This is a genomic window from Rhodoferax sp. LB1P47 (assembly GCF_056521445.1).
Genome location: NZ_JBWMAU010000011.1, coordinates 121,366 through 147,990 on the forward strand (window position 1 = coordinate 121,366; position 26,625 = coordinate 147,990).

The 26,625-nt window shown below is 64.2% G+C and carries 25 protein-coding genes; 12 read left to right on the forward strand and 13 right to left on the reverse strand.

Annotated features, from left to right (window positions below):
• Position 1: 1 nt before the first annotated feature.
• The 5 genes from AC0969_RS13625 to AC0969_RS13645 all read right to left on the reverse strand — a co-directional run bounded on the left by AC0969_RS13625 (position 2) and on the right by AC0969_RS13645 (position 4,890).
• Positions 2-760, reverse strand: a complete 759-nt coding sequence (locus tag AC0969_RS13625; protein ID WP_479624688.1) for an ABC transporter ATP-binding protein — start codon at positions 758-760, stop codon at positions 2-4.
• On the reverse strand, positions 757-1,740 hold the full coding sequence (locus tag AC0969_RS13630; RefSeq protein WP_479624689.1) for a branched-chain amino acid ABC transporter permease: 984 nt from the start codon (positions 1,738-1,740) through the stop codon (positions 757-759). Before AC0969_RS13630 ends, AC0969_RS13625 begins: the two co-directional genes overlap by 4 nt.
• Positions 1,737-2,612, reverse strand: a complete 876-nt coding sequence (locus AC0969_RS13635; RefSeq protein ID WP_479624690.1) for a branched-chain amino acid ABC transporter permease — start codon at positions 2,610-2,612, stop codon at positions 1,737-1,739. Before AC0969_RS13635 ends, AC0969_RS13630 begins: the two co-directional genes overlap by 4 nt.
• A gap of 145 nt (positions 2,613-2,757) precedes the next feature.
• The gene (locus AC0969_RS13640; RefSeq protein ID WP_479624691.1) at positions 2,758-3,939 is read right to left on the reverse strand and encodes an ABC transporter substrate-binding protein; all 1,182 of its coding nucleotides are present in this window, start codon (positions 3,937-3,939) and stop codon (positions 2,758-2,760) included.
• Between the two features lie 30 nt (positions 3,940-3,969).
• The gene (locus tag AC0969_RS13645) at positions 3,970-4,890 is read right to left on the reverse strand and encodes a shikimate dehydrogenase family protein (RefSeq protein ID WP_479624692.1); all 921 of its coding nucleotides are present in this window, start codon (positions 4,888-4,890) and stop codon (positions 3,970-3,972) included.
• Between the two features lie 152 nt (positions 4,891-5,042).
• Between AC0969_RS13645 and AC0969_RS13650 the strand changes: the two genes are divergently transcribed.
• From AC0969_RS13650 to AC0969_RS13670, 5 genes are all read left to right on the forward strand, one after another.
• Positions 5,043-5,825, forward strand: a complete 783-nt coding sequence (locus tag AC0969_RS13650; protein ID WP_479624693.1) for an IclR family transcriptional regulator domain-containing protein — start codon at positions 5,043-5,045, stop codon at positions 5,823-5,825.
• Between the two features lie 128 nt (positions 5,826-5,953).
• The gene (locus AC0969_RS13655) at positions 5,954-7,498 is read left to right on the forward strand and encodes a methyl-accepting chemotaxis protein (RefSeq protein ID WP_479624694.1); all 1,545 of its coding nucleotides are present in this window, start codon (positions 5,954-5,956) and stop codon (positions 7,496-7,498) included.
• 261 nt (positions 7,499-7,759) lie between these two features.
• Positions 7,760-8,806: a Rieske 2Fe-2S domain-containing protein gene (locus tag AC0969_RS13660; RefSeq protein ID WP_479624695.1), complete on the forward strand. Its 1,047-nt coding sequence runs from the start codon at positions 7,760-7,762 to the stop codon at positions 8,804-8,806.
• On the forward strand, positions 8,803-9,762 hold the full coding sequence (locus tag AC0969_RS13665) for a PDR/VanB family oxidoreductase (protein ID WP_479624696.1): 960 nt from the start codon (positions 8,803-8,805) through the stop codon (positions 9,760-9,762). Before AC0969_RS13660 ends, AC0969_RS13665 begins: the two co-directional genes overlap by 4 nt.
• 4 nt (positions 9,763-9,766) lie before the next feature.
• Positions 9,767-10,222, forward strand: coding sequence for a MarR family winged helix-turn-helix transcriptional regulator (locus AC0969_RS13670; RefSeq protein ID WP_479624697.1), 456 nt, complete (start codon positions 9,767-9,769; stop codon positions 10,220-10,222).
• 11 nt (positions 10,223-10,233) lie between these two features.
• Here the strand turns inward: AC0969_RS13670 and mltB are convergent, their stop codons facing one another.
• Genes mltB through AC0969_RS13690 form a run of 4 tightly spaced genes read right to left on the reverse strand, consistent with a single transcriptional unit; the run spans position 10,234 to position 15,251 of the window.
• The gene (gene mltB, locus AC0969_RS13675; RefSeq protein WP_479624698.1) at positions 10,234-11,310 is read right to left on the reverse strand and encodes a lytic murein transglycosylase B; all 1,077 of its coding nucleotides are present in this window, start codon (positions 11,308-11,310) and stop codon (positions 10,234-10,236) included.
• Between the two features lie 26 nt (positions 11,311-11,336).
• Positions 11,337-13,328, reverse strand: a complete 1,992-nt coding sequence (locus AC0969_RS13680) for a transglutaminase TgpA family protein (protein ID WP_479624699.1) — start codon at positions 13,326-13,328, stop codon at positions 11,337-11,339.
• A gap of 49 nt (positions 13,329-13,377) precedes the next feature.
• Entirely contained in the window at positions 13,378-14,328 is a 951-nt protein-coding gene (locus AC0969_RS13685; RefSeq protein ID WP_479624717.1) for a DUF58 domain-containing protein, read from the reverse strand.
• Between the two features lie 2 nt (positions 14,329-14,330).
• The gene (locus AC0969_RS13690) at positions 14,331-15,251 is read right to left on the reverse strand and encodes an AAA family ATPase (protein ID WP_479624700.1); all 921 of its coding nucleotides are present in this window, start codon (positions 15,249-15,251) and stop codon (positions 14,331-14,333) included.
• A gap of 36 nt (positions 15,252-15,287) precedes the next feature.
• Between AC0969_RS13690 and AC0969_RS13695 the strand changes: the two genes are divergently transcribed.
• From AC0969_RS13695 to AC0969_RS13725, 7 genes are all read left to right on the forward strand, one after another.
• A complete protein-coding gene (locus tag AC0969_RS13695; RefSeq protein ID WP_479624701.1) occupies positions 15,288-16,241 on the forward strand; it encodes a histone deacetylase family protein in 954 nt (317 codons plus the stop codon).
• Between the two features lie 26 nt (positions 16,242-16,267).
• Complete coding sequence (locus AC0969_RS13700) at positions 16,268-17,566, forward strand: mechanosensitive ion channel family protein (protein WP_479624702.1); 1,299 nt, start codon at positions 16,268-16,270, stop codon at positions 17,564-17,566.
• A gap of 139 nt (positions 17,567-17,705) precedes the next feature.
• Entirely contained in the window at positions 17,706-18,455 is a 750-nt protein-coding gene (locus AC0969_RS13705) for an electron transfer flavoprotein subunit beta/FixA family protein (protein WP_479624703.1), read from the forward strand.
• A 1-nt stretch (position 18,456) separates the two neighbouring features.
• Complete coding sequence (locus tag AC0969_RS13710; RefSeq protein WP_479624704.1) at positions 18,457-19,389, forward strand: electron transfer flavoprotein subunit alpha/FixB family protein; 933 nt, start codon at positions 18,457-18,459, stop codon at positions 19,387-19,389.
• A 74-nt stretch (positions 19,390-19,463) separates the two neighbouring features.
• A complete protein-coding gene (locus AC0969_RS13715; protein WP_479624705.1) occupies positions 19,464-21,254 on the forward strand; it encodes an acyl-CoA dehydrogenase in 1,791 nt (596 codons plus the stop codon).
• Between the two features lie 94 nt (positions 21,255-21,348).
• A complete protein-coding gene (locus tag AC0969_RS13720; protein WP_479624706.1) occupies positions 21,349-22,305 on the forward strand; it encodes an NAD(P)H-dependent flavin oxidoreductase in 957 nt (318 codons plus the stop codon).
• An 80-nt stretch (positions 22,306-22,385) separates the two neighbouring features.
• Complete coding sequence (locus tag AC0969_RS13725; protein ID WP_479624718.1) at positions 22,386-23,489, forward strand: acyltransferase family protein; 1,104 nt, start codon at positions 22,386-22,388, stop codon at positions 23,487-23,489.
• Here the strand turns inward: AC0969_RS13725 and AC0969_RS13730 are convergent.
• Genes AC0969_RS13730 through AC0969_RS13745 form a run of 4 tightly spaced genes read right to left on the reverse strand, consistent with a single transcriptional unit; the run spans position 23,476 to position 26,617 of the window.
• Positions 23,476-24,132 (reverse strand): glutathione S-transferase, encoded by a 657-nt coding sequence (locus AC0969_RS13730; protein WP_479624707.1) that lies wholly within the window; start codon positions 24,130-24,132, stop codon positions 23,476-23,478. The two genes, AC0969_RS13725 and AC0969_RS13730, sit on opposite strands and share 14 nt — an antisense overlap.
• Positions 24,129-25,070: an oxygen-dependent tRNA uridine(34) hydroxylase TrhO gene (trhO, locus tag AC0969_RS13735; protein ID WP_479624708.1), complete on the reverse strand. Its 942-nt coding sequence runs from the start codon at positions 25,068-25,070 to the stop codon at positions 24,129-24,131. The genes AC0969_RS13730 and trhO overlap by 4 nt, the downstream gene beginning before the upstream one ends.
• A 31-nt stretch (positions 25,071-25,101) precedes the next feature.
• A complete protein-coding gene (locus tag AC0969_RS13740) occupies positions 25,102-26,187 on the reverse strand; it encodes an extracellular catalytic domain type 1 short-chain-length polyhydroxyalkanoate depolymerase (RefSeq protein WP_479624709.1) in 1,086 nt (361 codons plus the stop codon).
• 19 nt (positions 26,188-26,206) lie between these two features.
• Positions 26,207-26,617 carry a CopG family transcriptional regulator gene (locus tag AC0969_RS13745; RefSeq protein ID WP_479624710.1) on the reverse strand — a complete coding sequence of 137 codons (411 nt, stop codon included), beginning with the start codon at positions 26,615-26,617 and terminating at the stop codon, positions 26,207-26,209.
• Positions 26,618-26,625 lie beyond the last annotated feature (8 nt).

The window sequence follows — 26,625 nt, forward strand, 5'->3', positions numbered from 1 at the left end:
TTTATGCTCCCAGATAGGCGTCGAGCACCTGCTTGTTGCCACGGATCTCCGCCGGTGTGCCGATGGCCAGCACCTTGCCCTCCACCATCACCATGATGCGGTGGCACAGGTCCATCACGAAGTCCATGTTGTGCTCGATGACGACGAAGCTGCTTTTTTTACCCAAGGCCGGATTCCGGTTCAGGTCTTTCAATAGCGTCGAGATGCCGCCCACCAGGCTGGGGTTCACCCCCGCGCAGGGTTCGTCCAGCAGCACCAGATCGGGCTCGCTCATGAAGGCCATGGCAATGTCCACCAGCTTTTGCTGGCCGTAGCTGAGTTCACCGGCCTTTTTATCGGCCACGTGCTCGATGCGAAAGCGTTTGATGAGCGCATCCGCCTTGCCGCCCAGCCCCGAGTCGCTGGGGGCGAACATGCGGCTGAACATCGTGCCCTGGTGCTCCTGGGCGGCGACGATCAGGTTGTCGCGCACCGTCATCTTGCCGAAGACTTGCAGGGTCTGGAAGGTGCGGCCAATGCCCCGGCGGTTCAGCTCCAGCGGGCCGCACTGGGTCACGTCTTCGCCGTTGAGCTCGATCTTGCCGGTGTCGGGGGTGATCTGGCCCAGCATGCTGTTGAACAGCGTGGTCTTGCCCGAGCCGTTGGGGCCGATCACGCCGAAGATTTCGCCGGGCTGGACTTCAAAGCTCACACCGCCCACGGCCTGGATCGCGCCGTAGGCTTTTTTCAGGTCGGTGACCTTGAGAAGGGACTGGCTCATGGCTTGGCTCCTGCTTCTTTACCCATGTTCGCGCGGGCGGCACTGGCCTCGCGGGATTGTTTTTTAGCCTTCAGGCGGTCCGGCAGACTCAACAGCCCATCGGGCAGCCACACCATCAACAGCACCACGGCCGCACCGAACAGCGGCAAATACCAGTCGGACACGCCCGGCACATCGCGCAGCCACTCGGGCACGATCACGCCCACCGCCGCGCCCACCACCGGGCCGAAAAAGTAGCCCGGCCCGCCCACCACCACCATCAAATACATCATGATGGACGCACCCACGGCAAACGGAGCGGGCTCAATAAACTGCACCAGAGACGCAAACAAGGCCCCCGCCACCCCGGCATAGGCCGCGCCGATGGCAAACGACAGCAGGGTATAGGTGCGGATATTGACGCCTAAGCTCTCGGCCCGGATCGGGTTGTCGCGCAGCGCCGTAAATGCCTTGCCCCAGGGCGAGCGCAGCAGGCCCCACAGCAGCAGTGCCAGCACCACGGCCACGCCCAGCACCAGGTAGTAGTAGTGCAGGTTGCTGTCGGCAAACTCTGGCCGGGCGATGTTGTTGATGCCGAAGGTGCCGCCGGTCAGCCATTCTTCGTTGCGCATCACCAGCCAGACTGCGGTGTTGAAGCCCAAGGTGGCAAACGCCAGATAGATGGTTTGCACCCGCAGCGCCGGAAAGCCCAGCACCAGGCCGGTGCCGAAGCACAGCGCGGCCGCCGCCGGAATGCCCAGCCACCAGCCAAAGCCTGCTTTGAGCAGCAGCGCCATCGTGTAGGCCCCGATGCCAAAGAAGGCCGCGTGGCCCAGCGACTTTTGCCCGGCGTAGCCCACGGTCAAATTCAGCCCCATCGTGGCCACCACAAAGACCAGCCAGGTGGTTAGCAGGTAGATGCCGTAATTTTTAAGAAATAGCGGTGTGGCGCACAGCAGTAGTGCGGCGATAGCTATCGAAATGAGAGTGTTCTTTTTCATACCTTGCGCTCTTCTTTCTTGCCCAGCAGACCTTGGGGTTTGAACAGAATCACCACCATGAAGATCACCAATGCCACCGCGTCTTTGTAGGCGGGCGAAATGTAGGCCGCAGCCAGGTTCTCGCACACGCCCACGATCAGCCCGCCCAGCAGTGCGCCGCGCGAGTTGTTGAAGCCGCCGATGATGGCCGCAAAGAACGCCTTGGTGCCCAGCGATTCGCCCATGTCGAACTTGGCCAGGTACGTGGGTGTCACCAGCACCGCAGCCGCGCAGGCCAGCACGGCGTTGATGGCAAAGGTGTAGAAAATCATGCGCGGCACGTTGATGCCCAGCACGCTGGCGCTCTCGGTGTTTTGCGCCACCGCCTGCATGGCACGGCCGGTGATGGTTTTTTGCAGAAAGGCTTGCGTGGCAAACACCAGCAGCAGGGCCAGCACCAGCGTACCCACGTCGGCCAGGGTGATGGTGACCCCGCCGATGTTGAACAGTTTGTCGGCAAACAGGCTGGGGAAGGGGTGGGCTTCGGCGCTGTACCCGGCGCGCATGCCGTTGCGCAGGGCAATCGACAGGCCGATGGTGGCCACCACGATGGGCATCATGCCGAACTTGAACAGTGGGTCCACCACGCCGCGCTTGAAGGCCCAGCCCAGGACCAAAGTGGCGACGATGCAGGTCAGCAGAAAGCTCACCAAAAACGGCGCACCCATGTGGATGAAGGCCAGCATCATAAAAGCGGGCAGCATCACAAACTCGCCCTGGGCGAAGTTGATGGTGCCGGCCGCCTGCCACAAAAGCGTAAAGCCCAGAGCCGCCAAGGCGTAAATGCCCCCGGTGGCCAGGCCACTGAAGAAGAGTTGGAGAAAGTCGGTCACGGGGGCGGTTCCTGGTGTTCGGTTGTTACCCCTTCCCCCTCCGGGGGAAGGTCGGGATGGGGGCTTGCCCCGGTATCGTCTCAACGCGTGCCCCCATCCCAGCCTTCCCCCGGAGGGGGAAGGAGCAAGATGGGAGCTAGTGGATTTATTTTTTCGTCGCAGGCGTTTTTACGTTGATGTTGGCCACATTCAGCGGCGGCACCATGGCGATCACTTCCTGCTTGCCGTTCTTCACTTCCACCATGAAGCTCTCGCGGTCCAGGTCACCGTTTTTGTCGAATTCCACGTTCATCAGCACGCCGGGGTATTTGTCGGTGGTTACTTTCAGGCCGTGCAACGCGGCGGCTACGGCTTTGCGGTCGGCCTTGCCCACTTTCTCGATAGCGGCCTTCAGCACGTACACGCCGCTGTAGCCCTTCATGCCGTTGTGGTCCGACACATAGCCGTAGGCCTTTTCAAACTTGGCGCGGAAAGCGCGGATGGCGGGAATCGGCGCGTCCACCGTCAGGCCCACGTGGGCGATGGCACCGTTGGCCGCGTCGCCCGCCAGGTCAATCACCTTCTGGCCGGTGAGGGTGGTTTCGCCAATGATGGGCTTGCTCCAGCCCTGTTTGCGCAGCTCGCGCAGGGCGCGGGCGGACTCTTCCTCGTTGGAGTAGACGAACACCGCGTCGGCATTGCTTTGCTTGGCTTTGAGCACAGGGGCCGAGAAATCGACCTGGCCGCTGTCGGTGGAGATCTCGGCCACGATCTTGGTGTCGGTGGCGGCCAGGGCTTTTTTGATGGAATCCAGCCCGCCCTTGCCGAAGTCGTTGTTCACAAAAATCACGGCCAGGGTTTTGGCCTTGGTCACTTCGTTGATGTAGCGCGCCACCTTGGGCATGGCGGTTTCCTGCGTGAAGCTGGTGCGGAAGATGTAGGGGTTGCCTTGCTTGGTGATGCTGGCCGCCTCGCCGCCGGTGAAGTTGGGGATCTCGGCGCGGCGCGACTCGGCCATGCTGACCATGATGGAGCCGGAGAAAACCGGGCCGAAGATGGCGAACACCTCGTTGTCCACCGCCTTTTGCGTCAGGCCCTTGGCCACGCCGGGGTTGCTTTGGGTGTCGTTGGTGCTGGTTTCAAACTTCTTGCCCAGCACGCCGCCGTCGGCATTGATCTCTTTCACCGCCAGCTCCACGCCGTTCTTGAAGTTGGTGCCCGCCGTGGCCCCGCCACCCGACAGCTCGATGATGTTGGCGATTTTGATGGTTTGTTGGGCAAAAGTGCCGCTAGCGCACGCAGCAATTGCGCATGCAGCTATTAATTTGAGAGTGGCGCGTTTGGTCATGGTGTGTCTCCGGTGGTTGTTGTTAAAAAATCAAGGGTGCTTGCGGATTTCGCCCAGCAGCTCGGCAGGGTAGACCAGTGCGCGCAGAAAGTCGGCATCCTGGCGCACCTGGTGGGCCGCCTCGGTAAAGCCAAAAAAGTCCAGGTAGCAGTGGGTTTGCTGGATCATCATCTCAAACCCCGGCTCGGCCTGTAGGCCCCGGGCCCGGGCGGCGCGCACCACGGGCGTGGGTTGGTTTTTCATCAAAATATCCACCAGCGCCGCGCCCGCGTCCATGCGCGCCACATCGCAGGGCAGGGGGTCAGTGGCCTGCAAACCCAGGGGCGAGGCGTTGATGACCACATCAAACCCGGCGGGGTCGTTACGGGTGGCGGCAGACGCTGTGACCGTGGACCCGGCCGTGATGCGGGCCGCAGCCTCGGTGGCGCGCTGGGTGCTGGGGTCAAAAAAAGCGATTTCTGCCGGGGCCTGCGGGCCGGCCAGTGCCAGCGACGCGCCAATCGCCGCAGCGGCCCCGCCCGCGCCCAGTACCAGCACGCGTTTGGCGGCGTAGGCAATGCCAAAGTAGCCCAGGCTGGCCACAAAGCCCTCGCCGTCAAACAGACCGCCTTCGAGCGTGCCGTCGGCCCGGCGGCGCACCGCGTTGACCGCACCGGCCATGCGGGCCAGGTCGGAGCTGTGGTCTAGCCAGGGCAGCATCGGCGCCTTGTGCGGAATGGTGACCCACAGGCCCTGCACGTTCTGGGCGTTGAAGGCGTTTTTTACAAAACCGTGCAGATCTTGCGGGGCCACCCGCACCGGCACCAGTACAGCGTTGATGCCCAGCAGCGCAAAAATGCGGTTGAAGGTGGTGGGGGCTTGCACCTGTTCCACCGGGTCGCCGACGATGAAGTACACGGCGGTATGGCCGTTGATGGCGTGTACGCAAGCGCTGGAGAGGTCTGTGGACATGCGGCTGAGGGTAGGGAGCGGTGGGGCTGTGGGGCGGCGGTAATGCGAGGTGGAATGTAGAGGGTAGGGCCGGTTGGCGGTATCAGATGCTTGCAATTTTGCGCGATTGATGAACGATAGCGCGCGATAATCGGACGAAATAAGGGTTTTCTATGACTTCTTTCCCGCCTGAAAACCCGGCTTTGGCGCGCCGCGACTGGATTGCCGGGCTCGACAAAGGCCTGGGCCTGCTGGAGTCGTTTGACGAACAAAATCCGCGCATGGGCGCCACCCAGGCCGCGCAGCGCTGCGGACTGACCCGCACCGCCGCGCGCCGCTACCTGCTGACGCTGGCGCACCTGGGCTTTTTGGGCACCGACGGCAAGCTGTTCTGGCTCACCCCGCGTGTGCTGCGCCTGGGCCAGAGCTACCTGGATTCGGCCCGCTTACCGCGCATCGTGCAGCCGTTTTTGCAGCGCGTGACGGCGGGCACGATGGAGGTGGCGTATTTGAGCGTGCTGGACGGCGACGACATCGTCTACATCGCCCGCAACGGCCCCAGCCGCGCCATGAACACCGGTTATGTGCTGGGCGGTCGGGTGCAGGCGCAGGTCACGGCAGCGGGGCTACTGATGCTGGCGCAGCGCTCGGCGGCGGATCTTGAGCGCTGGCTGGCCCAGCGCGAACTGCAAACCTACACCACCCACACCATCACCCACAAAGACAGTTTGCGCACCGCGCTGGTCCATATCCGGGCCCAGGAATGGGCCTTGTCGGAGCAGCAACTGGAGCTGCATTACCGGGGCATCGCCGTGCCGCTGCGCGACCGTAATGGAGAAGCCGTGGCCGCCCTCAGCGTTACTATGCCGATGGGTTTTGAGCCCGCCGCCGACGCCGTGGCCCGGGTGCTGCCGGTACTGCGCGAGACGGCGCAGGCGATGCGCAATTTGATTTGAACCAGGCCCACGCAGCACCGGGGATGCCGTTTAAGTTCTATCAAAACCGGCTGTAAGTGGATGTATGCTGTCTACGTTTGTAGCAACTGCTTACATTCAATAATTAATTCCCGGAAAATGGATGAGACATGCACTTCTTTGCAAATATGAAAATTGTGACCCGGTTGAACCTTGGTTTTGGCCTGGTATTGGCTTTGTTAGTGTTGGTGATTGCAGTGGCTACGCTGCGCTTGGATGCGCTAGGCCAGATGAACCGCCACTTGGTGGACGAAGGACTCGCCAAGACGAGCGCTGCGGCCACGGTGAATGCCACCACCCGCGCGAATGCGCGGCGGATCATGGAACTGTTTATCCAAACCGACCCCGCCAAGCTCGCCCAGGTACGGGCGTTCATTGACACCAATAAAAAAACCATCGGCGAGGCATTGCAAACGCTAGAGACGCTGGTGGCCTCAAGCGAAGGCAAGGCGCTGTTAGGCCAGATCCAGCAAACCCGTGGCGAGTATGTTGCGTCGTTCAGCAAGGTCGATCAGTTGCTCAAGGGCGACCAGCGGGACGAGGCTACGGCCCTGCTGCTGGCCCAAACCCTGCCGACCCTGGACGCGCTACAAGAGCAAGTGACGGCCCTGGATGTGTTGCAAAAGAAAGTCATTGCGGACGAAGCGGCCAAGATCGATGCCAGCATCGCCAGCGCCCGTTTTTGGCTGCTGGTCTTGGGGGTCGTGGCCTTGGGGTTGGGCATCGCCACCGCGTATTCCATCGGCGAAGGGATTGTGGGGCCGTTGAAAGAAGCCTTGCTGATCGCCGACACGGTGGCCTCCGGCGACCTGAGCCAAGACTTTGAAACCTCGCGCGGCGGCGAGTTTGGCAAGTTGCTGGGTTCGATGGGCGAGATGGAAGACACCCTGACCGACCTGGTAACCCGCATCAAAGACAGCACCGAGTCGATTGCCTCGGCCTCCAAGGAAATCGCCAGCGGCAACGCCGACCTCTCGCAGCGTACCGAAACCCAGGCCTCGTCGCTGGAAGAAACCGCTGCCAGCATGGAGCAGCTCACCGCCACCGTGCGCCAGAATGCCCAGCGCGAGCAGGCCGCCAATGGCATGGCCATGAACGCCTCCAAGATCGCCCAGCGCGGCGGTGCCGCCGTGGGCGAAGTGGTAGACACCATGCAGGCCATCAGCCGCAGCTCGAAGAAGATCGTGGACATCATCGAGGTGATCGAAGGAATTGCCTTCCAGACCAACATCCTGGCGCTGAACGCGGCCGTGGAAGCCGCCCGTGCCGGCGAGCAAGGCCGGGGCTTTGCCGTGGTGGCCAGCGAGGTGCGCACCCTGGCCCAGCGCAGCGCCGATGCGGCCAAAGAAATCAAGAGCTTGATCGGCGACTCGGTGCAGCAGGTCGAAAGCGGCTCGCAGCGCGTGGACCAGGCCGGGCGCACCATGCAAGAGCTGGTGCAGGCCGTGCAGCAGGTGACTGAGGTGCTGGCCGAAATGTCCGAAGCCTCGGCCCAGCAAAGTGCCGGTATCGAGCACGTCAACCAAGCGGTGGTGCAGCTCGAAGCCGTGACCCAGCAAAACGCCTCGCTGGTCGAACAAACCGCCGCCGCCGCCGCGTCGATGGAAGTCCAGGTGGGCCAGTTGCAGGCGGCGGTGGATACCTTCAAGGTCTAAAAATGCGGCCGGGGGTCACACCCATACGGCGGTGTTTCTGGATGAAATTAGTCCTGATTTGATAGCTGCTAGCGCTTGATCTATATGCGCTAAAGCTCGATTTTGTTATTATTTATTTGCCCTGCACTGCCAGGGCATTTTTTTGGGTGGTGTGTGCCCCCAAGGGTAAATACTGCTTTCCTAAGGGTTTGACGATACGTACACTGAATATACATTCAGAATACTGATCGTCAAAACATCCATCCCCCCAAGGAGCCCCACATGTTCCCCAAAAACGCCTGGTACGTCGCCTGCACCCCCGACGAGATCGCCGACAAACCGCTGGGCCGCAAGATTTGCGGCGAATCTATGGTGTTTTACCGGGGCGGCGAGGGGCTGGTCACGGCGCTGGAAAACTTCTGCCCGCACCGTGGCGCGCCTCTGTCGCTGGGCACGGTGGTGAATGGCAACCTGGTCTGCGGCTACCACGGTTTGGAGATGGGTTGCAAGGGCCAGACGGTGGCCATGCCGGGCCAGCGCGTACGGGGTTTTCCGGCTATCCGCGCCTTTGCGGTGATCGAGCGCTACGGCTTCATCTGGGTCTGGCCCGGCGATATCGCGCTGGCCGATGAGGCCAAACTGCACCACCTGGAGTGGGCCGACAACCCCGAGTGGGGCTACGGCGGCGGCCTGTTCCACATAAATTGCGACTACCGTTTGATGGTCGATAACCTGATGGACCTGACGCACGAAACCTATGTGCACTCCAGCAGCATTGGCCAAAAAGAGATTGATGAAGTGCCGTGCAAGACCGTGGTCCATGGCGATGAAGTGGTTACCAGCCGCTTCATGGAAGGCATCTCGGCCCCGCCGTTTTGGCAGATGGCCTTGCGGGCCAACGAACTGGCCGACGACGTGCCGGTGGACCGCTGGCAAATCTGCCACTTCACCCCGCCCAGCCATGTGCTGATCGAGGTCGGCGTGGCCCTCGCGGGCAAGGGCGGCTACGACGCTGCACCCGAGCACAAGGCGGCCTCCATCGTGGTGGACTTCATCACCCCCGAGACCGAAACCTCGATCCACTACTTCTGGGGCATGGCACGCCAGTTCAAGCCCGGCGATGCCGCGCTGACCGACCAAATCCGCGCAGGCCAGGGCAAAATTTTCAGCGAAGACCGGGAGATGCTGGAACTGCAACAGCGCAATCTGCTGGCCCACCCCGACCGCAAGCTGCTGATGCTGAATATCGACGCCGGTGGCGTGCAGTCGCGCCGCGTGATCGACCGGATTTTGGCCGCTGAACAAGCCGCGCAGCAGGTGGCCGCATGAGCACGATCCGCGTGCGGGTAGCCCGCAAAACAGTCGAAGCGCTGGATATTTGCAGTTTTGAGCTGGTGGCCGAGGACGGTGCAGCGCTGCCCGCGTTCAGCGCCGGGTCGCACATTGACGTGCATGTGCCCGGCGGGTTGACGCGGCCGTATTCGCTGTGCAACGACCCCACGGAAATGCGCCGCTACCGCATCGGCGTGCTGCGCGACCCGGCCTCGCGCGGCGGCTCCCAGGCCATGCACGCGGCGGTGCACGAGGGCGATGTGCTGGAGATCAGCGCGCCCAAAAACCACTTTGCCCTGGCCCCTGGCGCTACCCGCAGCCTGTTGCTGGCGGGGGGCATCGGCATCACGCCCATCTTGGCGATGGCCCAAAGCCTGGCCGCCCAGGGCGCAGCGTTTGGCATGCACTACTGCAGCCGGGCCGAGGAGCGCACCGCGTTCAGGGGCGAAATCGCCCAGTCGGCCTTCGCCCGTAGCGTGCATTTCCATTTTGACGACGGCAGCAGCGCGCAAAAACTGTCCCTGCCCGACCTGCTGGCCGAGCCGCAGCCGGGCGTGCACCTGTATGTGTGCGGCCCCAGCGGCTTCATGGATGCGGTGCTGCAAACCGCCCGCGCCAGCGGCTGGCCCGAGGCGCGGTTGCATTGCGAATTTTTTGCGGCCAACGTAGCACCTTCGGCCAATGACGCGAGCTTTGAAGTGCAGCTGGCCCGCTCGGGCCGGGTGGTGCGCATTGCCGCCGACCAGACCGTCGCCAAAGCCCTGGCCCTGGCCGGGGTGGACATCCCCATGTCGTGCGAGCAGGGCGTGTGCGGCACCTGCCTGACCAAGGTGCTGGCGGGCGAGCCGGACCACAAAGACATGTACCTGACCCCGGAAGAGCAAGCCGCCAACGACCAGTTCACCCCCTGCTGCTCTCGGTCAAAATCAGCGCTCCTCGTTCTCGACCTTTAAGCTGATGCCCCTCTCCACGCCGCCCACCCTGATCGACCTGCAAGACCAACCCGGCCACCTGATCCGCCGCGCCCACCAGATTGCGGTGGCCAGCTTCCACGCCCATCTGGGCCGCGAAGTTACCCCGGTGCAATACGCACTGATGCGCACGCTGCAAGACCAGCCCGGCATCGACCAAAGCACCCTGGCGCTGGCGGTGGCGCTGGATACATCCACCACCGCCGACATCGCCGTGCGGCTGGAGGCCAAGGGCTGGATCACCCGGGCGGTGCTGGCACGCGGGCAACGCAGCCTGTCGCTGACCCCGGACGGCGCGGCCCTGCTGGCATCGCTGGTGCCGGGCATGGAGCAGATGCAGTCCACGCTGCTGGGCGGGCTGGAGGCCGAAGAGCAGGTGCAGCTGCTGCACTTGTTGCGCAAGTTTGTCGCGCCCGATTCGCGCAAACGCCTGGAGCGCTGAGCAAGCCCGATTTACGGGCGCTGCACTACCGCCGCCACTTCCCGCCCCAACTCGATCACCGCCATCGCGTAGTAGCTGCTCCAGTTGTAGCGGGTGATGGTGTAGAAGTTCTCCGTGCCTGCCACGTACTGCGGGGCATCGCCACCGTTGTGCAGCTCCACCAGCGCCAGCGGGCCGGGGTGTTGCAGGGCCGGGCCGTCCAGCACGGCACCCAGGGCCTGGAAGCGGGCCACGCTGAAGGTGGGCAGGATGTCCGGGGCCAGCAGCGCGTCCATGTCCAGGGTTTTGGGGTCGAACTGCACCGGGTAATAAATGGGCATGCCCGGCTGCCAATGAAAGGCCTTGAAGTAGTTGGCCACCGAGCCAATCGCGTCGGCCGGGCTGTTGAACAGATCGACCCGGCTGTCACCGTCAAAGTCCACCGCAAAATTCACCCAGCTGGTCGGCATGAACTGCCCCAGGCCCATCGCCCCGGCGTAGCTGCCGCGCAGGCTCAACGGGTCGATGTTGGCACGCTGGGTCAGGCTCAAATACTGCTCCAGCTCGCCCCGGAAGTAGGCGCTGCGCTCCTTGGCGCGCGGGTGGCTGGCGGGGAAGTCGAAGGCCAGTGTGGCCAGCGCGTCCAGCACCCGGAAGTTGCCCATGTTCTGGCCGTAAATCGTCTCTACGCCAATGATGCCGACGATGATTTCGGCCGGCACGCCGTATTCGCGCTCGGCCCGTTCCAGTGTGGAGCGGTTGGCTTGCCAGAAGCGCACCCCGGCGGCAATGCGTGTGGGGTCAATGAAGCGGCTGCGGTAGAGCGTCCAGTTCTTCACCGTGCCCACCGGCGCGGGGGCCATCAGGCGCGGCACGCTGGGGATGAAGCGGGCCTGCGCCAGCATCTGCTGCACCCAGGCCGGGTCCAGGCCCCGGCGCTCGGCAATGTCGGCGGCGGTGGCCTCCACGTCCATGCGGCTGGCGTACAGCGGGCCGGTGGGTGTGGCACTGGCGGTGGGTTGACTTTTTAAGGATTTTTGGCTCTTTGCGCAGGCGGGTAGTGCGCAGGTAGCTATTAAAATGAGAGTAATCGAGAAGAGTTTATGCATGGGATTGAAGAGGTGACCGCACGAGTCTAGCGCGGCCACACCAGCCGTTTGAAGGCCTGCCGCAGCGCCGCCAGGCTGTTGGGGCTGTGGGGCGCATAACGCAGGGCTTCCAGCTGCAGCAACCAGCTTTGCAGCGCCGGTTGGTCCGGCACCAGCGCGGCCAACTGCCGGGGTGCGGCACTGGCGGGCACGGTGATGCCCATCTTGGCCAATTTGCGCCGCGCCTGGTCCAGCATGCGCAGCCAGGGGTCGTGCTGGCGGCGTTCCCACTGGGTCCAGGCGGCACCGCCCAGGGCGGCCAGCACCAGCAGACCGGCCATCAGCCGGCCCAGGTCTTCCCACTCGGGGCTGTCAAAGCCGATGTTTTTCAGCAAACTGAACTGCTGGCCTTGGCTGTAGTTCAGCACCCACTGGTTCCAGCCGTTGTTGACCGCGTCCCAGGCGGCGCGCAGTCGGCGGGCGGCGTCGGGGCTGACGGTAGCCAGGGTGTTGGCGATGGCTCCGCGCGGGGCTTGCAGGCGGCTAAAGCTGCCCACCCGGCCGGGCGACACCGCGCCGGTGGGGTCCACCCGGGTCCAGCCCTGGCCCGCAATCCACACCTCGGCCCAGGCGTGGGCATCGCTTTGGCGCACCACCCAGAAGCCGCCCACGCTGTTTAACTCTCCCCCTTGGTAGCCGGTGACGATGCGCGCGGGCACGTCCAGCGCCCGCATCAGGATGACGAACGACGAAGCGATGTGCTCGCAAAAACCCTCTTTGCGGTCAAACCAGAATGCGTCGGCCGTGTCGCGCCCATACAGGCCGGGCTCTAGCGTGTAGAGGTAGCCGCCGGTGCGCAGCCGGGTCAGCACGGTTTGCACCAGCGCGCTTGTGTCGGCGCTGGGTTGGGCACGGCGCAGGTCGGCGGCCAGTTGCAGGGTGCGCGGGTTGAAGCCGGGCGGCAGATCGACATAGCGTTGCAGGCTGAGGTTGGCCTGCTGCGGGCCATAGCGGAACTGCGGGTAGCTTTGCGCCTGGTAGCGCCGCAGCTCGGTGGCCGGGCGGCTGGCCAGCCATTGCAGGTCGGGGGTCATCACGGCAGCCAGACCAGCCGGTAGGGTAGGGGCTAGCGGGGTGGCATCCAGTGTGAGCAGCCAGGGGCGCTGGTTGGGCTCCAGCGTCACCTGGTAGCGGATGGGCAGACCCGACACTTGCAAATCGTTGGGCTGGTTGCTGCTGAAGTCGCTGTACTGCGGCTGCCAGGTCAGCCCGTCGAACTGCGACAGCACCGGGCCGCGAAAGTACAGCGCGCGCTGCGCGGGCGGCGGGCCGTCAAATTGCACCCGCATGGCGATGCCGTCGTCCAGCGCCAGGCTGGCGATGGTGCCCACCTGCATGCTGGCAGACAGGCCACTGCGCCCGGCCATCGCGTCGCTGGGCACGCCCCACAGCGGGGCCATGCGCGGAAACAGCACAAACAGCACCGCCATGATGGGCGCACCCAGCAGCGCCATGCCGCCCGCAATCCGTGCCGCCTCGCGCAGCGGGGCCTTGTTTTCTACGGGCCCACTGTTCGGCATATGGGCGTTGACCAAAGCCGTCAACAGCCCCAGCAGCGCCACCAGCATGGCAAAAGCGGTCAGCAGCGATTGCGAGAAAAAGAAGTTGCTGAGCATCGTAAAAAAGCCCAGAAAAAACACCACAAACGCATCCCGCCGCGCCCGCAGCTCCAGGGTTTTGAGGGCCAGCAGCACCACGATCAGCGTCACCCCGGCATCGCGCCCCAGCAGGGTTTTGTGGGTGGCCAGCGTGGCCGCCAGCGCCACCCCCAGCAGCAGTGCCAGCCACCAACGCGACGGCAGCGGCCGGGAGCCCCATGCCAGCCAGCCGCGCCAGCCCAGCACCCCCGCCGTCGCCAGCGCGCACCAGACGGGCAGGTTGCCGACCTGCGGCAGCACCACCCAGGCGATGACGGCCAGCAGGAATAGCGTGTCGCGGCTGTCCCTAGGAAGGGTGGTGAAGGGTGTTAGCCAGCGCATAAAGTTTTTGCTATGAAATAAATAGCTTGTTGTGTAGATGGAATAAGCGTTAGAGGCCGATTTTGCATAAGGCCAACGCCTCCAGGCAGCGCCGCTTGTGTGCCTCGCCCGCGCCCGGCGCAATGTCTTGCCCCGGCAGGCGCAGCCCGTAGTCCAACCCGCGCTGGTCGGCCAGCAGCACCCAGGCGCACAGGCGCGAGAGTTTGGCTTCCCCGCCCAGCGACCCGGCTTGCATGTAGTTCAGCCACAGCTCGTGGCGCTGGGCTTGCTGGCTGTCGCGGCTGACCAGTTCGTCCGCCTTGGCCGCCTTCTTCCAGACCACCAGTTTCAGCGGGTCACCGCGCCGGTAGGGGCGCACGCCGTCGAATTCACCGCTGGCGTTGGGCGCGCTGTGGCTGGCCCCACCGGCGCGGGGCTGGCCCGGGGGCAGTGGCGGCGGGTGGGCTTCGGGCCGGGGGTAGACCAGCAGCTGCGCGGCGGGCCGCCAGTAGGTCCAGACGCGGAAGGTGCCCAGCGGGAAGCGGGTTTCGGCCGTGATGGAGGGCAGGGCTTGCAGGCCGCGCTGGGTGGGGGTGAAGGCAATCTGCACCCTGCTGCTGCCTTGCGCGGGCACGTCGGTCCAGGCCCAGTGGCCGCTGCCCAGCAGACCTAAGCCGATGCCGTGCCGGGTGGTTTTGCGGGTGCTGCTGATGTGTATGGCAATCGGGGCGCTAGCGCCCATGTACTGTGCGCTAGGTGCTATCAAATGCAGAGTCAACCCGCGCAGCGTGGCGTGGCCTACGTGCATACCGACCACGGCGCATCCGGCCAGCAAAAAGGTCAGCACATAGCCCAGATTCAGCTGGTAGTTGATGCTGGCCACCAGCAGCACCAGTAGCGTGGCCGCCAGCATAAAGCCGGGGCCGGTGGGCAGGATGTAGACGTTGCGCTGGGTCAGCAGCGTAGTGTCGGTAGGCTGGATGCGCGCCTGCCACCAGCGCTGGAAGCGGGCACGGAGCATGTTCACGGTAGCGGAACGGCTTGGATCATCGCCTGCACCTGCGCCACCGCGCCGCGCCCGGCATCCCCCACCGGCACCAGGCGGTGCGCCACGGTTTGCGCCAGGATGGCCTGCACGTCGTCCGGGGCCACGTAGTCGCGGCCGCTCAGCAGCGCCTGGGCTTTGGCGGCGCGCACCACGGCGATACCGGCGCGTGGGCTCAGGCCTTGCAGAAACCAGCGGCCGGAGCGGGTGGCGGCCACCAGGTCTTGCACGTAGTCGAGCAGCGCATCAGCCGCGTGGACTTGCAGCACCTGCTGCTGGAGCTGTTGCAATTCAGTGGCACTCAGCAGGCTGGGCAGGTGCTCTACCAGGTCGCGCCGGTCCTGCCCGGCCAGCAACTGGCGCTCGGCGGCGCGGTCGGGGTAGCCCAGCGAGATGCGCATCAAAAAGCGGTCCAGCTGCGACTCGGGCAGGGCGAAGGTGCCGAGCTGGTCCAGCGGATTTTGCGTGGCGATGACGAAGAAGGGCGAGGGCAGGGGGCGGGTTGCGCCTTCTACGGTGACCTGCTTTTCTTCCATCGCCTCCAACAGCGCACTCTGGGTTTTGGGGCTGGCGCGGTTGATCTCGTCGGCCAGCAAAATCTGCGCAAACAGCGGGCCGGGGTGGAACACAAAGGCCTCCTTGCCGCGCTCGTAGATCGACACGCCAGTGAGGTCGCTGGGCATCAGGTCGGCGGTGAACTGCACGCGCGAGAACTGCAAACCAAAGGTGCGGGCCAGCGCATGTGCAAGCGTGGTTTTACCCACCCCCGGCACGTCTTCGATCAGCAGGTGCCCCCCGGCCAGCAGGCAGGCCACGCAGTCTTGAACCTGCGCGGGTTTGCCCACAATCACCGTGTTAAGCTGATTTAGCAGTTCGTTGAGTTTGTTTTGTACGTGCATCCGCTGACATTACCCGAAATACAAAGACCCATTCCCGTGAACAAGACTGGTTACTTCACCCACCCCGATTGCCGCAAACACGAAATGGGTGCGGGCCACCCCGAATGCCCGGCGCGGCTGGATGCGATAGACGACCGCCTGCTGATCAGCGGTGTGGGCGACGCGCTGGAGCACCGCCAGGCCCCGCCCGCCCCGCTGGTCGATATTGCGTTGGCGCACAGCCGCAGCCACATCGCCAGCCTGCGCGGCCTGACCGACACGCTGCGCGAAGAAATTGCCGCGGGTGGCCCCACCCACGCGCAGGTAGACCCCGACACCAGCCTGAACATCCACACCTGGGATGCCGCCTTGGCCGCCGCCGGGGCCACGCTGGCGGCTACGGACGCGGTCATGGCGGGCGAGCTGGAAAACGCCTTTTGCGCGGTGCGCCCGCCCGGCCACCATGCGGGGCGCGAGTCGGCCAGCGGCTTTTGTTTTTTCAACAACGTGACCATCGCCGCCAAGTACGCGCTGGAGCGGCACGGGCTCAAGCGGGTGGCCATCGTGGACTTTGATGTGCACCACGGCAACGGCACCGAGAACATTGTGGCCGGGGACGATCGCATTTTGATGGTCAGCTTCTACCAGCACCCGTTCTACCCGGTGGGCGGGGCGCAGTCGGATGCTGCCAACCTGGTCAACATCCCCGTGCCCGCCTACACGCGCGGCATGGAGGTGCGTGAACTGGTCGAGACGGCCTGGATTCCGCGCCTGGAAGCGCACCGGCCCGAGATGGTTTTTATCAGCGCCGGATTCGACGCGCACCGCGAAGACGACATGGGCCAGATGGGCCTGGTCGAGCAAGACTACGCCTGGATCACCATGCGCATCAAGGACATCGCCCGCCGCTTCTCCAAGGGCCGCATCGTCAGCAGCCTGGAGGGCGGCTACGACCTGAGCGCGCTGGGCCGCAGCGTGGAAGCCCACATCCGCGTGCTGGCGGATTTGTAGATTTTTTTGTTTTCTCCATTGTTTTCATGAATCCTGTTTCCCCTTCCCGCCCCGCCCCCATCACCGATTTAGACAGCTGGCTGGCTGCGCTCTTGCAACCCACCGCTCTGGTCGAGCTGGCCTCGCTGGCCGGGTGTTTGGTGCTGGCTTTGACTCTGGTGTGGTTGCTGCGCCGGGCCGTGGGCACGCCGGACGCAAAGTCCATTCTGTTTGGCCGCCGTATCGTGGATGGCGTGATGTTTCCGCTGCTTTTGCTGGGCCTGGGTCTGCTGGCGCAGCTGCTGCTGGCGCAGTGGATTCCGCTGGCGCTGTACAAGATTGCCATGCCGGTGCTGGTGTCGCTGGCGGTGATCCGCACCGGGGTCAAGGTGCTGCAAGTGGCCTTTCACAACGCACCCATCGTGCGGCTGCTGGAGCGCACCATCTCCTGGGTGGCGTGGGGGGCGATGGTGCTGTGGGTCAGCGGCCTGCTGCCGGTGCTGCTGGACGAGCTGGACCAGTTCAAGTGGAAGGTGGGCGGCTCCACGCTGACCGCCCGCAACCTGGTGGAGGGTGCGTTGACGGCGGGCGCAGTGCTGATTTTTACGCTGTGGATTTCGGCTGCCATCGAGGCGCGGCTGCTCAAATCCGCCACCGGCAGTGCGCTGTCGCTGCGCAAGGCGATCAGCAACGCCACCCGCGCTCTGCTGATGTTTGTGGGGCTGCTGGTGGCCTTGTCGTCGGTGGGCATCGACCTGACGGCCTTGTCGGTGCTGGGCGGCGCGGTGGGCGTGGGGATTGGTTTTGGCCTGCAAAAGCTGGCCGCCAACTATGTGAGCGGCTTTGTGATTTTGGCCGAGCGCAGCATCCGCATTGGCGACTTCGTGAAGCTGGACAGCTTTGAAGGCCGGGTCACCGACATCAACGCCCGCTACACCGTGATCAGCGCCCCCAATGGCCGTGAATCCATCGTGCCCAACGAGATGCTGCTGGTGCAGCGGGTGGAAAACCTGTCGCTGAACAACTCCCGCATTGCGCAATCGACCTCGGTGACGGTGGGCTTTGCTAGCGATGCCGAGGTGGTGATGGCGCTGCTGCAAGATGCCGCCCTGCAAGAACCCCGCGTGCTGCGCGACCCGGCCCCGGCGGCCACGCTGGCCGAGTTTGCGCCCGAGGGGCTGGAGTTCCACCTAGGCTACTGGATCAGCGATCCCGAAAACGGCCAGGGCAACCTGCGCTCGGCCATCAATCTGCGCATCCTGCACGCCCTGCGCGCGCAGCAGATTGGCATCCGGCAGCAAAGCGTGACCGTACCAACACCGGGCGATGGGGTGTCGCCAAATTGACCCTGGGGCAGGATGTGCAGACTTGTTTGCCTCCTATAATTTAAAAAAGAACGACCGTACTATTTTTTCTTGCCACGCGTGTGTTGCGGCATAAAATCACGTTCGACAAGCATTTCCATAACTTTGAGGAGCCATAAGCATGAAGGTCCTGGTAGCCGTAAAACGCGTTGTTGACTACAACGTCAAGGTCCGCGTCAAGTCTGACAACACGGGCGTAGACATCGCCAATGTGAAGATGAGCATGAACCCCTTTGACGAAATCGCCGTCGAAGAAGCCGTGCGTTTGAAGGAAAAGGGCGTGGTCACCGAGATCATCGCCGTCTCCTGCGGCGTAGCCCAATGTGCCGAGACCCTGCGCACCGCGATGGCCATCGGCGCCGACCGCGCCATCCTGATTGAGACCGCTGAAGAACTGCAACCCTTGGCCGTGGCCAAGCTCCTCAAAGCCCTGGTAGACAAAGAACAACCCGGCCTCGTCATTTTGGGCAAACAAGCCATCGACGACGACTGCAACCAAACCGGCCAAATGCTCGCCGCCTTGGCAGATTTACCCCAAGCTACTTTCGCCAGCAAGATCGAAATTGCCGACGGCAAAGCCAGCGTCACCCGCGAAGTCGATGGCGGCCTGGAAACCTTGAGCGTCTCGCTCCCCGCCGTGGTCACCACCGACCTGCGCCTGAACGAGCCCCGCTACGTCACCTTGCCCAACATCATGAAGGCCAAGAAGAAGCAGCTCGACATCTTCAAGCCCGAAGATTTGGGTGTGGATGTGTCGCCCCGCATCAAGACCCTGAAAGTCTCCGAGCCGCCCAAGCGCAGCGCCGGTATCAAAGTCCCCGACGTGGCCACGCTCGTTGCCAAACTCAAAACCGAAGCCAAGGTGATCTGACATGACGACCCTCATCATTGCCGAACACGACAACGCCAGCGTAAAAGGCGCCACCCTGAACACCGTGACCGCCGCACTCGCCTGCGGTGGCGATGTCCACATCCTCATCGCCGGTAGCAACGCCGGTGCTGCCGCCGCCGCTGCCGCCCAGATCGCTGGTGTGGCCAAGGTTCTGCACGCCGATGCACCGGGCTTTGCCCACGGCCTGGCCGAAAACGTCACAGCCCAGGTGCTGGCTCTGGCCGCTGGCTACAGCCACATCCTGTTCCCCGCCACCGCATCCGGCAAAAACGTGGCCCCCCGCGTGGCCGCCAAGCTCGACGTCGGCCAGATCAGCGACGTGACCAAGATCCTCAGCGCCGACACCTTCGAGCGCCCGATCTACGCCGGTAACGCCATTGCCACCGTGCAAAGCCTGGATGCGACCAAGGTGCTGACTGTGCGCACAACAGGTTTCGACCCGGCCGCTGCCACCGGTGGCTCTGCCGCCGTGGAGGTGCTGGCTGCTGTGGCCGATGCCGGTAAGTCCACGTTTCTGGGCAGCGAAATCGCCAAGAACGACCGCCCCGAACTCACCGCCGCCAAGATCATCGTTTCGGGTGGCCGGGCTTTGGGCAGCGCCGAGAAGTTCAACGAAGTCATGGTTCCGCTGGCCGACAAGCTGGGTGCGGCGCTGGGTGCATCGCGCGCCGCCGTGGACGCAGGCTACGCGCCGAACGACTGGCAAGTGGGCCAGACCGGCAAGATCGTCGCGCCACAGCTGTACATCGCCGCCGGTATCAGCGGCGCTATCCAGCACTTGGCCGGCATGAAAGACAGCAAGGTCATCGTCGCCATCAACAAGGACGGCGAAGCGCCGATCTTCAGCGTGGCCGATTACGGGCTGGAAGCCGATTTGTTTGTCGCGGTACCTGAACTGGTTGCAGCCCTGTAAGGCACAGCACAGCAAGAGAAGGCATCCTGCGAGGTGCCTTTTTTTGACCCTTTTTTTGATTTTGGAGACACTAAATGAGCTACACCGCCCCGCAAAAAGACATGCTGTTCAACATCCAGCACCTGGCCCGCATCGACCAGATCGCTGCGCTGCCCGGCTTTGAGGACGCGGGGCTGGACACGGCCCAAGCGGTGCTGGAAGAGGCCGCCAAGTTCAACGAGGGGGTGTTGTCGCCGCTGAACTGGGTGGGTGACCAAAACCCTTCTAGCTGGAAAGATGGCGTAGTCACCGCTACGCCCGGCTTCAAGGCAGCATTCCAACAGTTTGTCGAGGGCGGCTGGCAGGGCTTGCAGCACCCGGCAGCCTACGGCGGTGCGGGCCTGCCCAAGACGATTGGCGCGGCCTGCGTGGAGATGTGCAACAGCGCCAACCTGAGCTTTGCGCTGTGCCCGCTGCTGAGCGACGGTGCCATCGAGGCGCTGCTGACGGCGGGCTCCGACGCGCTCAAAGCCACCTACCTGGAAAAGCTGGTCAGCGGTGAGTGGACCGGCACCATGAACCTGACCGAACCCCAGGCGGGTAGCGATTTAGCCCTGGTGCGCAGCCGCGCCGAGCCCGTGGGAGACGGCAGCTACAAGGTGTTTGGCACCAAGATTTACATCACCTGGGGCGAGCACGACATGGCCGACAACATCGTCCATCTGGTGCTGGCCCGGGTGGCCGGTGCGCCCGAGGGCGTGAAGGGCATCAGCCTGTTTGTGGTGCCCAAATTCATGGTCAACGCCGATGGCACGCTGGGCGCACGCAATGACGTGCACTGCGTCAGCATCGAACACAAGCTGGGCATCAAGGCCAGCCCCACCGCCGTGTTGCAGTACGGCGACCACGGCGGTGCTGTGGGCTACCTGGTGGGCGAAGAAAACCGGGGCCTGGAGTACATGTTCATCATGATGAATGCCGCCCGTTTTGCCGTGGGCATGCAGGGGATTGCGGTGGCCGAGCGGGCCTACCAAACGGCGGTGCAGTTCGCCAAAGACCGCATCCAAAGCCGCCCGGTGGACGGCTCGGCCCGGGAGAGCGTGGCCATCATCCACCACCCCGATGTGCAGCGCATGCTGATGACCATGCGCGGCCACACCCAGGGCTGCCGCGCCATGTCGGCCGTGGCGGCGGCGGCTTTTGATACGGCCCACCACCACCCCGATGCCGACACCCGCCAGCAGAACCAGGCGGTGTATGAATTTTTGGTGCCTTTGGTCAAGGGCTACAGCACCGAAATGAGCCTGGACGTGGCCTCGCTGGGCGTGCAGGTGCACGGCGGCATGGGCTTTATCGAAGAAACCGGGGCGGCGCAGTACCTGCGCGATGCCAAGATTTTGAGCATCTACGAAGGCACCACCGCCATCCAGGCCAACGACCTGGTGGGCCGCAAAACCCTGCGCGACGCGGGTGCCACGGCCAAGGCAATTGCGCGCCAGATCGTGGTCACCGAGACCGAGTTGGCCAAGAGCGGCAGCGCCGATGCGTTGGCTGTGGCCAAGCGCCTCAAAACCGCCCGCACCGCGTTTTTGGATGTGGTGACTTTCGTGGTGGCCCACGCCAAAACCCAGCCCAATGCCGTGTTTGCAGGCAGCGTGCCCTACCTGATGCTGGCGGGCAAGCTGGTGGCCGGTTGGCAACTGGCACGTTCGCTGCTGGCGGCCGAAACGCTGCTGGCCCAGGGTACCGATGCCGCCTTCATGCAGGCCAAGATCACCACGGCGCGGTTCTACGCCGACCACGTGCTGGTCACCGCGCAAAGCCTGCGCGACAGCATTCTTGAGGGCGCGGACAGCGTCACGGCATTGGCTATTGATAGCTATTAATTGCTATTAATTGCTATTAATTTCGTAGCTACTGGCGCAAGTGGTATCTGCGCTAGAGCCTTATTTCTTATAAATATCCAGATCTGGAGACAGCATGTCCAAGCTTCCCGGCGCATTGAGTGCCTTGCCCCTGCCCATCATCGCCTCGCCGATGTTCATCGTCAGCACCCCGCAGCTGGTGATTGCCCAGTGCATCGCCGGGGTGGTGGGCTCCATGCCGTCGCTGAACGCCCGCCCGGCCGCGCAGCTGGACGACTGGCTGGCCGAGATTTCTGAGACCCTGGCGGCCTACAACCTGGCGCACCCCGACAAGCCCGCCGCGCCGTTTGCCATCAACCAGATCGTGCACAAGTCGAACGACCGGCTGGAGCACGACATGCTGGCCTGCGTGAAGTTCAAGGTGCCTATCGTCATCACCTCGCTGGGGGCGCGCGAAGACATCAATGCGGCGGCGCACAGCTACGGCGGGGTGGTGCTGCACGACATCATCAACAACAAGTTTGCCCACAAGGCGGTTGAAAAAGGCGCCGACGGCCTGATCGCCGTGGCCACCGGCGCGGGCGGCCATGCGGGCATCAAGAGCCCGTTTGCGCTGATCCAGGAAATCCGCGAGTGGTTCGATGGCCCGTTGGCCCTCAGCGGCTCCATCGCCACCGGCGGCGCGGTGCTGGCGGCCCAGGCGATGGGTGCCGACTTTGCCTACATCGGCTCGGCCTTCATTGCCACCACCGAGGCCCGGGCCGCGCTGGCCTACAAGCAAGCCGTGGTGGACTGCGATTCGGACGACATCGTGCTGAGCAACCTGTTTACCGGCGTGCACGGCAACTACCTGGCCCCAAGCATCCGCGCGGCGGGCCTGGACCCCGAGAATTTGGCCGAGAGCGACCCCAGCAAAATGAACTTTGGTGGCGACACCGCCGCCAAGGCCTGGAAGGATATTTGGGGCTGCGGCCAGGGGATTGGCGCAGTCCGTAAAATCCAGCCCGTGGCCGACTATGTCGCCCAACTCACCCGCGAATACGCCGAGGCCAAAGCCCGGCTGTCTTTGTAACTTTTACCGGCGCACTGCGCCTCTGATACCCGTCCGCCCGCCGCTGCATTGCCAGCGGCGGGCGGACGTTTTTTGTGACGATGCCGATTTCTACACCCCGAGCTTCCCGCATTCCGTTATTGGATGTTCTCAAAGGCCTGGCCTGCCTGCTCATCGTGGCCCACCACCTGGTGTTTTACGGCCCCATGTCCACCGCCGCCTACCCGCTGGCCAGCGATGTGATGGACTGGCTGTTCAGCTATGGCCGCATGGCCGTGCAGGTGTTTTTGGTACTGGGAGGTTTTCTCGCGGCCAGCACCCTGGCGCCCACCGGCGTGGCCCGGTTTGACAGCCCGTGGCAGCAGGTGCAGCGGCGGTTTGTGCGCCTGTCCATCCCGTACCTGGCGGCCCTGTTGTTTGGTTTGCTGGCCGCCCAGGTGGCGCGCTACGGCATGGAGCACCCTTCCATCCCCAGTGAGCCCTCGCTGCCCCAGCTGCTGGCCCATGTGTTCATGCTGCAAGATCTGCTGGGCTTTGAAGCCCTGTCCGCCGGGGTCTGGTACGTGGCGATTGATTTCCAATTGTTTGTGCTGGCGGTGGCCCTTTGCACGCTGGCCCGGCGCTGGCCGGGGCGCTGGCTGGCCCCGGTGCTGGTGCTGGGGCTCACGGCGGCATCATTGTTCTACTTCAATCTGGATGCCGACTTTGATGCCCTGGGCCTGTACTTTGCCGGGGCGTATGGCCTGGGCATGCTGGCGTTTTGGGCCGGGCGTAGCCCCCGGCCCTGGGCCTGGCTGTCCGCCCTGGCCCTGCTGGGCCTGACCGCGCTGCTGCTGGATTGGCGCGAGCGCATCGCCGTGGCGCTGGTTACCGCTCTGGTGCTGGGCGTGTTGCAGGCCAGCGACTGGGCCCGCCAGTGCGCCCCTTGGCCGCGTGTGCAGCGGCTGGGGCAGATGTCGTACTCGGTGTTTTTGGTGCATTTCTCGGTGTGCCTGCTGGTCAACACCGTGTTCAGCCAGTATTTTCCCGAGCAACCGTGGGCCAATGCGGCGGGCATGGTGGTGGCGTTTGTGCTGTCGCTGTACGCCGGGCAGTGGCTGTACCGGCATGTAGAAATCCGGCTGGTCTGCATGCCCTCGGCCTTGCGTTTGCAGGGCGGGTTTTTGGCAGCCGGGTTGCTGCTGATGGGGCTTAAAGCGCTGTAGGGAAGGGCGTGCCCGCGCTGCCGGACTGCCACGGCGCAAACTTTTGCATCGCTATCGCAAACAGCGCGGAATCCTCGAAATCCACCAGCCATTTTTGGACCTGCGGCCAGGGTTGGGCGGCAAACCAGGCGGCATCCACATGGGCGAACTGGCGCACAAACGGGGCGATGGCCCTATCGGCCAGCGTGGGGTGCGGGCCGAACAGATAGGGCTGCCCGGCCAGCCGCTGCTCCCATTCGGAAACCATATGCCCCGCAGCACTGCGGTGCATATCCACAGTGCGTGAGCAGCTATCGTCTTCATAGCGTCCCGGGTATTTGTAACGGTCCAGGTGGTGTTTGAAGGGGCCGTCTACCTCGGCAATGAGGGCCAGCATCTCCGCCAGCGGTGCTTGCAGCCAGCTTGCCGGGTCGTGGCGGGCCAAAGCCCATTGCATGATCTCCAAGCTTTGCTCCAGCACCCGGCCCTCGGGCAGCACCAGCACCGGCACGGTGGCCTTCGGTGAAGCAGCCAGCAGCTCGGGCGGCTTGTTGCTCAGCACCACTTCGCGCAGTTCTACGCTTTGCCCGCTCACCGCCAGTGCCAGCCGCGCCCGCATGGCGTAGGGGCAGCGGCGGAAGGAGTACAGAACCGGCAGCGTCATTGGGCGAGCTTGGCACCCACGTGTACGGTCTGGCGCTCGCCCGCCAGCGCCATCTGCCGCTCGCGCTCGCGGTAACCCTGTTTTTGGGCTTCGGTGGTTTGATCGGCACAGCGGGCGCAGGCCACACCGCGCTCGAACTGGGGTGCGGCCAGGTCGGCCTCGGTCAGCGGGTGGCGGCAGGAGCGGCATAGTTCCAAGCCGCCGGGCAGCAGGCCGTGGCCCACGGAAACACGCTCATCAAACACAAAGCACTGGCCTTGCCACAGGCTGTCGGCCTCGGGCACGGTCTCCAGGTATTTGAGGATGCCGCCTTCCAGGTGGTAGACCTCGTCAAAGCCCTGGGCACGCAGGTAGGCGGTAGATTTTTCGCAGCGGATGCCGCCGGTGCAGAACATGGCGACCTTGGGTTTGCGCGGGGTATCGGCCAGTGGTTGGCCCTCAGAACGGGCCTGCGCCACCCACAGGGGCAGTTCGGCAAAGCTGCTGGTGTGCGGGTTGAGGGCGCCCGCAAACGTGCCAATGGCCACCTCGTAGTCGTTGCGGGTATCGACCAGCACTACGTCGGGGTCGCTGATCAGCGCGTTCCAGTCTGCGGGCTTGACGTACTGCCCGGCCAGCTGGGTGGGGTCTACGCCGGGCACGCCCAGGGTGACGATTTCGCGCTTCAGGCGTACCTTCATGCGGTAGAACGGGTCGCTGCGGGCCGTGGCTTCCTTGTGTTGCAACTGTGCCAGGCGTGGGTCGCTGCGCAGCCAGGCCAGCACCGCACGCACGCCCTCGGGCGGCCCGGCGATGGTGCCGTTGATACCCTCGGTGGCCAGCAGCACCATGCCTTTGACACCGTGCGCCTCGCAGCAGGCCAGCAGCGGGGCTTGCAGGGTGGTGTAGTCGGGCAGGGCGACGAATTGGTAGAAGGCGGCGGTTAAAAAGTTTGACATGCAGGCACAGGCGAGGACAGGGGGCGGCAGTTTAGTGCAGGTTGTTACGTGGATGTGCCGCAAAAAATCGCCACATCTCGGCCGATGCGTCCGGCCCCAGCGGGTCGGTGTAGCTGCCTTCGGCGCTGCCGCCGGACCACGCATGGCCCACGCCGTGCAGGGTCCAGTTTTCGGCGATGCTGCGGCTGCCGGCTTGGTAGGTGGTGCGGGTGTAGCGCTCGCCTTGGCTGGTGTGCGGGGTGGTTTGGGTGTGGCCGATGGCGGTTTGCAGCACGGCTTCGGCGTTGCGTGGGTGCACGGTCTTGTCGGCATCACCGTGGAACACGATGGTGGGCAGGCGGGACGCGGCTCCGGCGCGGCTGCGGCCCGATTTCATCACCGCCAAGGCGGTGATCACGTTGCGGGCCACGCCGCAGGCCAGGCCGGAATGCACACCCACGGCGGCAAATACGTCGGGGTGGGTGTGGCCCAGAATGCTGGCCATTGCGCCGCCTGCGGACAGGCCCGCCACGTACACGCGGGCCGGGTCGATGGAGCGGATGCGGCCCACTTGCTGCACCAGTGCGGCCAGCCAGGCGGCTTCACCGGTGTCGCGCTGCTGGTCGGCGGGGGTGAACCAGTTCCAACAGCCCTGGGCGTTGGCCGCCGGGTTTTGCGCGGGGTAGAGCACCACAAAGCCGTGCTCCAGCGCCAGCGCGTTCATGCCGGTGCCAGCGGCAAAGTCGTCGGGGTTTTGGGTGCAGCCGTGCAGCATCAGCACCAGCGGCAAGGGCTGTGCCGGTTGGGCGATGGCCTGCGGCGGGGTGTAGAGCTTGTAGCTGCGGGTGCTGTCTGCGTGGGTGAAGCTGGCCTCGGTGAACTCACCGGGCCCGTCGTTGGAGGCCGGATGCACGGGGGTGCGCAGGGGACGCACGGGCTCCGACACCGACGGGTGGATGGTCCGCGCCACCACGTCGATGGCATCGCTTTCGGCCTTGTGCGCGGACCCGGTGGATGGCGTTGCGGGCGGCATCGCACGGCCCAGCGCCTGCTGGATGGCGCGGGTGGCATCTTGCAGGCTGCCGTTCTTGGTAAGCCGGGTGGCTTCCTGCATGAATTTTTTGAAGAGGGCAGTCATGGGGGGCTTTCGGGGGGGGTTAGAGAATGCGGTCGACCAGGGCGGCTTTGACTGCGGGGCTGGCCTGCAACGAGCCCAGCACTTCGAGCGAATCAATGGTGGCCAGCGCCAGTTCGGGCGAAACATCGTGGCCGATGCTGGCCAGACCCAGCACGCGGACTTGCAGTTTTTGCTTGGCCGCCTGCACTGCCAGCAGGTCGGCTTGGCTGAAGTGTTGCAGGCCCAGCACCAGCATCTTGCGGGCTACCACCTGTTTGACCGCATCGGAATGCGTGGCTAGCTGGTTGCGGATGGCGGTGCGGATGAAGTCGGTGCGGTTGGCGTAAAAGCTCTCGGACACCAGCAGGTCGATGTGGCCAAGGTCTACGAAACCGAGGTTGATGGTGATTTTTTCGGAATCGAGGGACTTGGCGGTGGTTTTCGGTAGCATGCCCAGAG

What these genes read in the sequence shown, in the direction of transcription:
- AC0969_RS13625 (WP_479624688.1), bottom strand. Translation starts at nt 760, where the DNA reads ATGAGCCAGTCCCTTCTCAAGGTCACCGACCTGAAAAAAGCCTACGGC.
- AC0969_RS13630 (WP_479624689.1), bottom strand. Translation starts at nt 1,740, where the DNA reads ATGAAAAAGAACACTCTCATTTCGATAGCTATCGCCGCACTACTGCTG.
- AC0969_RS13640 (WP_479624691.1), bottom strand. Translation starts at nt 3,939, where the DNA reads ATGACCAAACGCGCCACTCTCAAATTAATAGCTGCATGCGCAATTGCT.
- AC0969_RS13645 (WP_479624692.1), bottom strand. Translation starts at nt 4,890, where the DNA reads ATGTCCACAGACCTCTCCAGCGCTTGCGTACACGCCATCAACGGCCAT.
- AC0969_RS13650 (WP_479624693.1), top strand. Translation starts at nt 5,043, where the DNA reads ATGACTTCTTTCCCGCCTGAAAACCCGGCTTTGGCGCGCCGCGACTGG.
- AC0969_RS13655 (WP_479624694.1), top strand. Translation starts at nt 5,954, where the DNA reads ATGCACTTCTTTGCAAATATGAAAATTGTGACCCGGTTGAACCTTGGT.
- AC0969_RS13660 (WP_479624695.1), top strand. Translation starts at nt 7,760, where the DNA reads ATGTTCCCCAAAAACGCCTGGTACGTCGCCTGCACCCCCGACGAGATC.
- AC0969_RS13665 (WP_479624696.1), top strand. Translation starts at nt 8,803, where the DNA reads ATGAGCACGATCCGCGTGCGGGTAGCCCGCAAAACAGTCGAAGCGCTG.
- AC0969_RS13670 (WP_479624697.1), top strand. Translation starts at nt 9,767, where the DNA reads ATGCCCCTCTCCACGCCGCCCACCCTGATCGACCTGCAAGACCAACCC.
- mltB (WP_479624698.1), bottom strand. Translation starts at nt 11,310, where the DNA reads ATGCATAAACTCTTCTCGATTACTCTCATTTTAATAGCTACCTGCGCA.
- AC0969_RS13680 (WP_479624699.1), bottom strand. Translation starts at nt 13,328, where the DNA reads ATGCGCTGGCTAACACCCTTCACCACCCTTCCTAGGGACAGCCGCGAC.
- AC0969_RS13685 (WP_479624717.1), bottom strand. Translation starts at nt 14,328, where the DNA reads ATGCTCCGTGCCCGCTTCCAGCGCTGGTGGCAGGCGCGCATCCAGCCT.
- AC0969_RS13690 (WP_479624700.1), bottom strand. Translation starts at nt 15,251, where the DNA reads ATGCACGTACAAAACAAACTCAACGAACTGCTAAATCAGCTTAACACG.
- AC0969_RS13700 (WP_479624702.1), top strand. Translation starts at nt 16,268, where the DNA reads ATGAATCCTGTTTCCCCTTCCCGCCCCGCCCCCATCACCGATTTAGAC.
- AC0969_RS13705 (WP_479624703.1), top strand. Translation starts at nt 17,706, where the DNA reads ATGAAGGTCCTGGTAGCCGTAAAACGCGTTGTTGACTACAACGTCAAG.
- AC0969_RS13710 (WP_479624704.1), top strand. Translation starts at nt 18,457, where the DNA reads ATGACGACCCTCATCATTGCCGAACACGACAACGCCAGCGTAAAAGGC.
- AC0969_RS13715 (WP_479624705.1), top strand. Translation starts at nt 19,464, where the DNA reads ATGAGCTACACCGCCCCGCAAAAAGACATGCTGTTCAACATCCAGCAC.
- AC0969_RS13720 (WP_479624706.1), top strand. Translation starts at nt 21,349, where the DNA reads ATGTCCAAGCTTCCCGGCGCATTGAGTGCCTTGCCCCTGCCCATCATC.
- AC0969_RS13725 (WP_479624718.1), top strand. Translation starts at nt 22,386, where the DNA reads ATGCCGATTTCTACACCCCGAGCTTCCCGCATTCCGTTATTGGATGTT.
- AC0969_RS13730 (WP_479624707.1), bottom strand. Translation starts at nt 24,132, where the DNA reads ATGACGCTGCCGGTTCTGTACTCCTTCCGCCGCTGCCCCTACGCCATG.
- trhO (WP_479624708.1), bottom strand. Translation starts at nt 25,070, where the DNA reads ATGTCAAACTTTTTAACCGCCGCCTTCTACCAATTCGTCGCCCTGCCC.
- AC0969_RS13740 (WP_479624709.1), bottom strand. Translation starts at nt 26,187, where the DNA reads ATGACTGCCCTCTTCAAAAAATTCATGCAGGAAGCCACCCGGCTTACC.
- AC0969_RS13745 (WP_479624710.1), bottom strand. Translation starts at nt 26,617, where the DNA reads ATGCTACCGAAAACCACCGCCAAGTCCCTCGATTCCGAAAAAATCACC.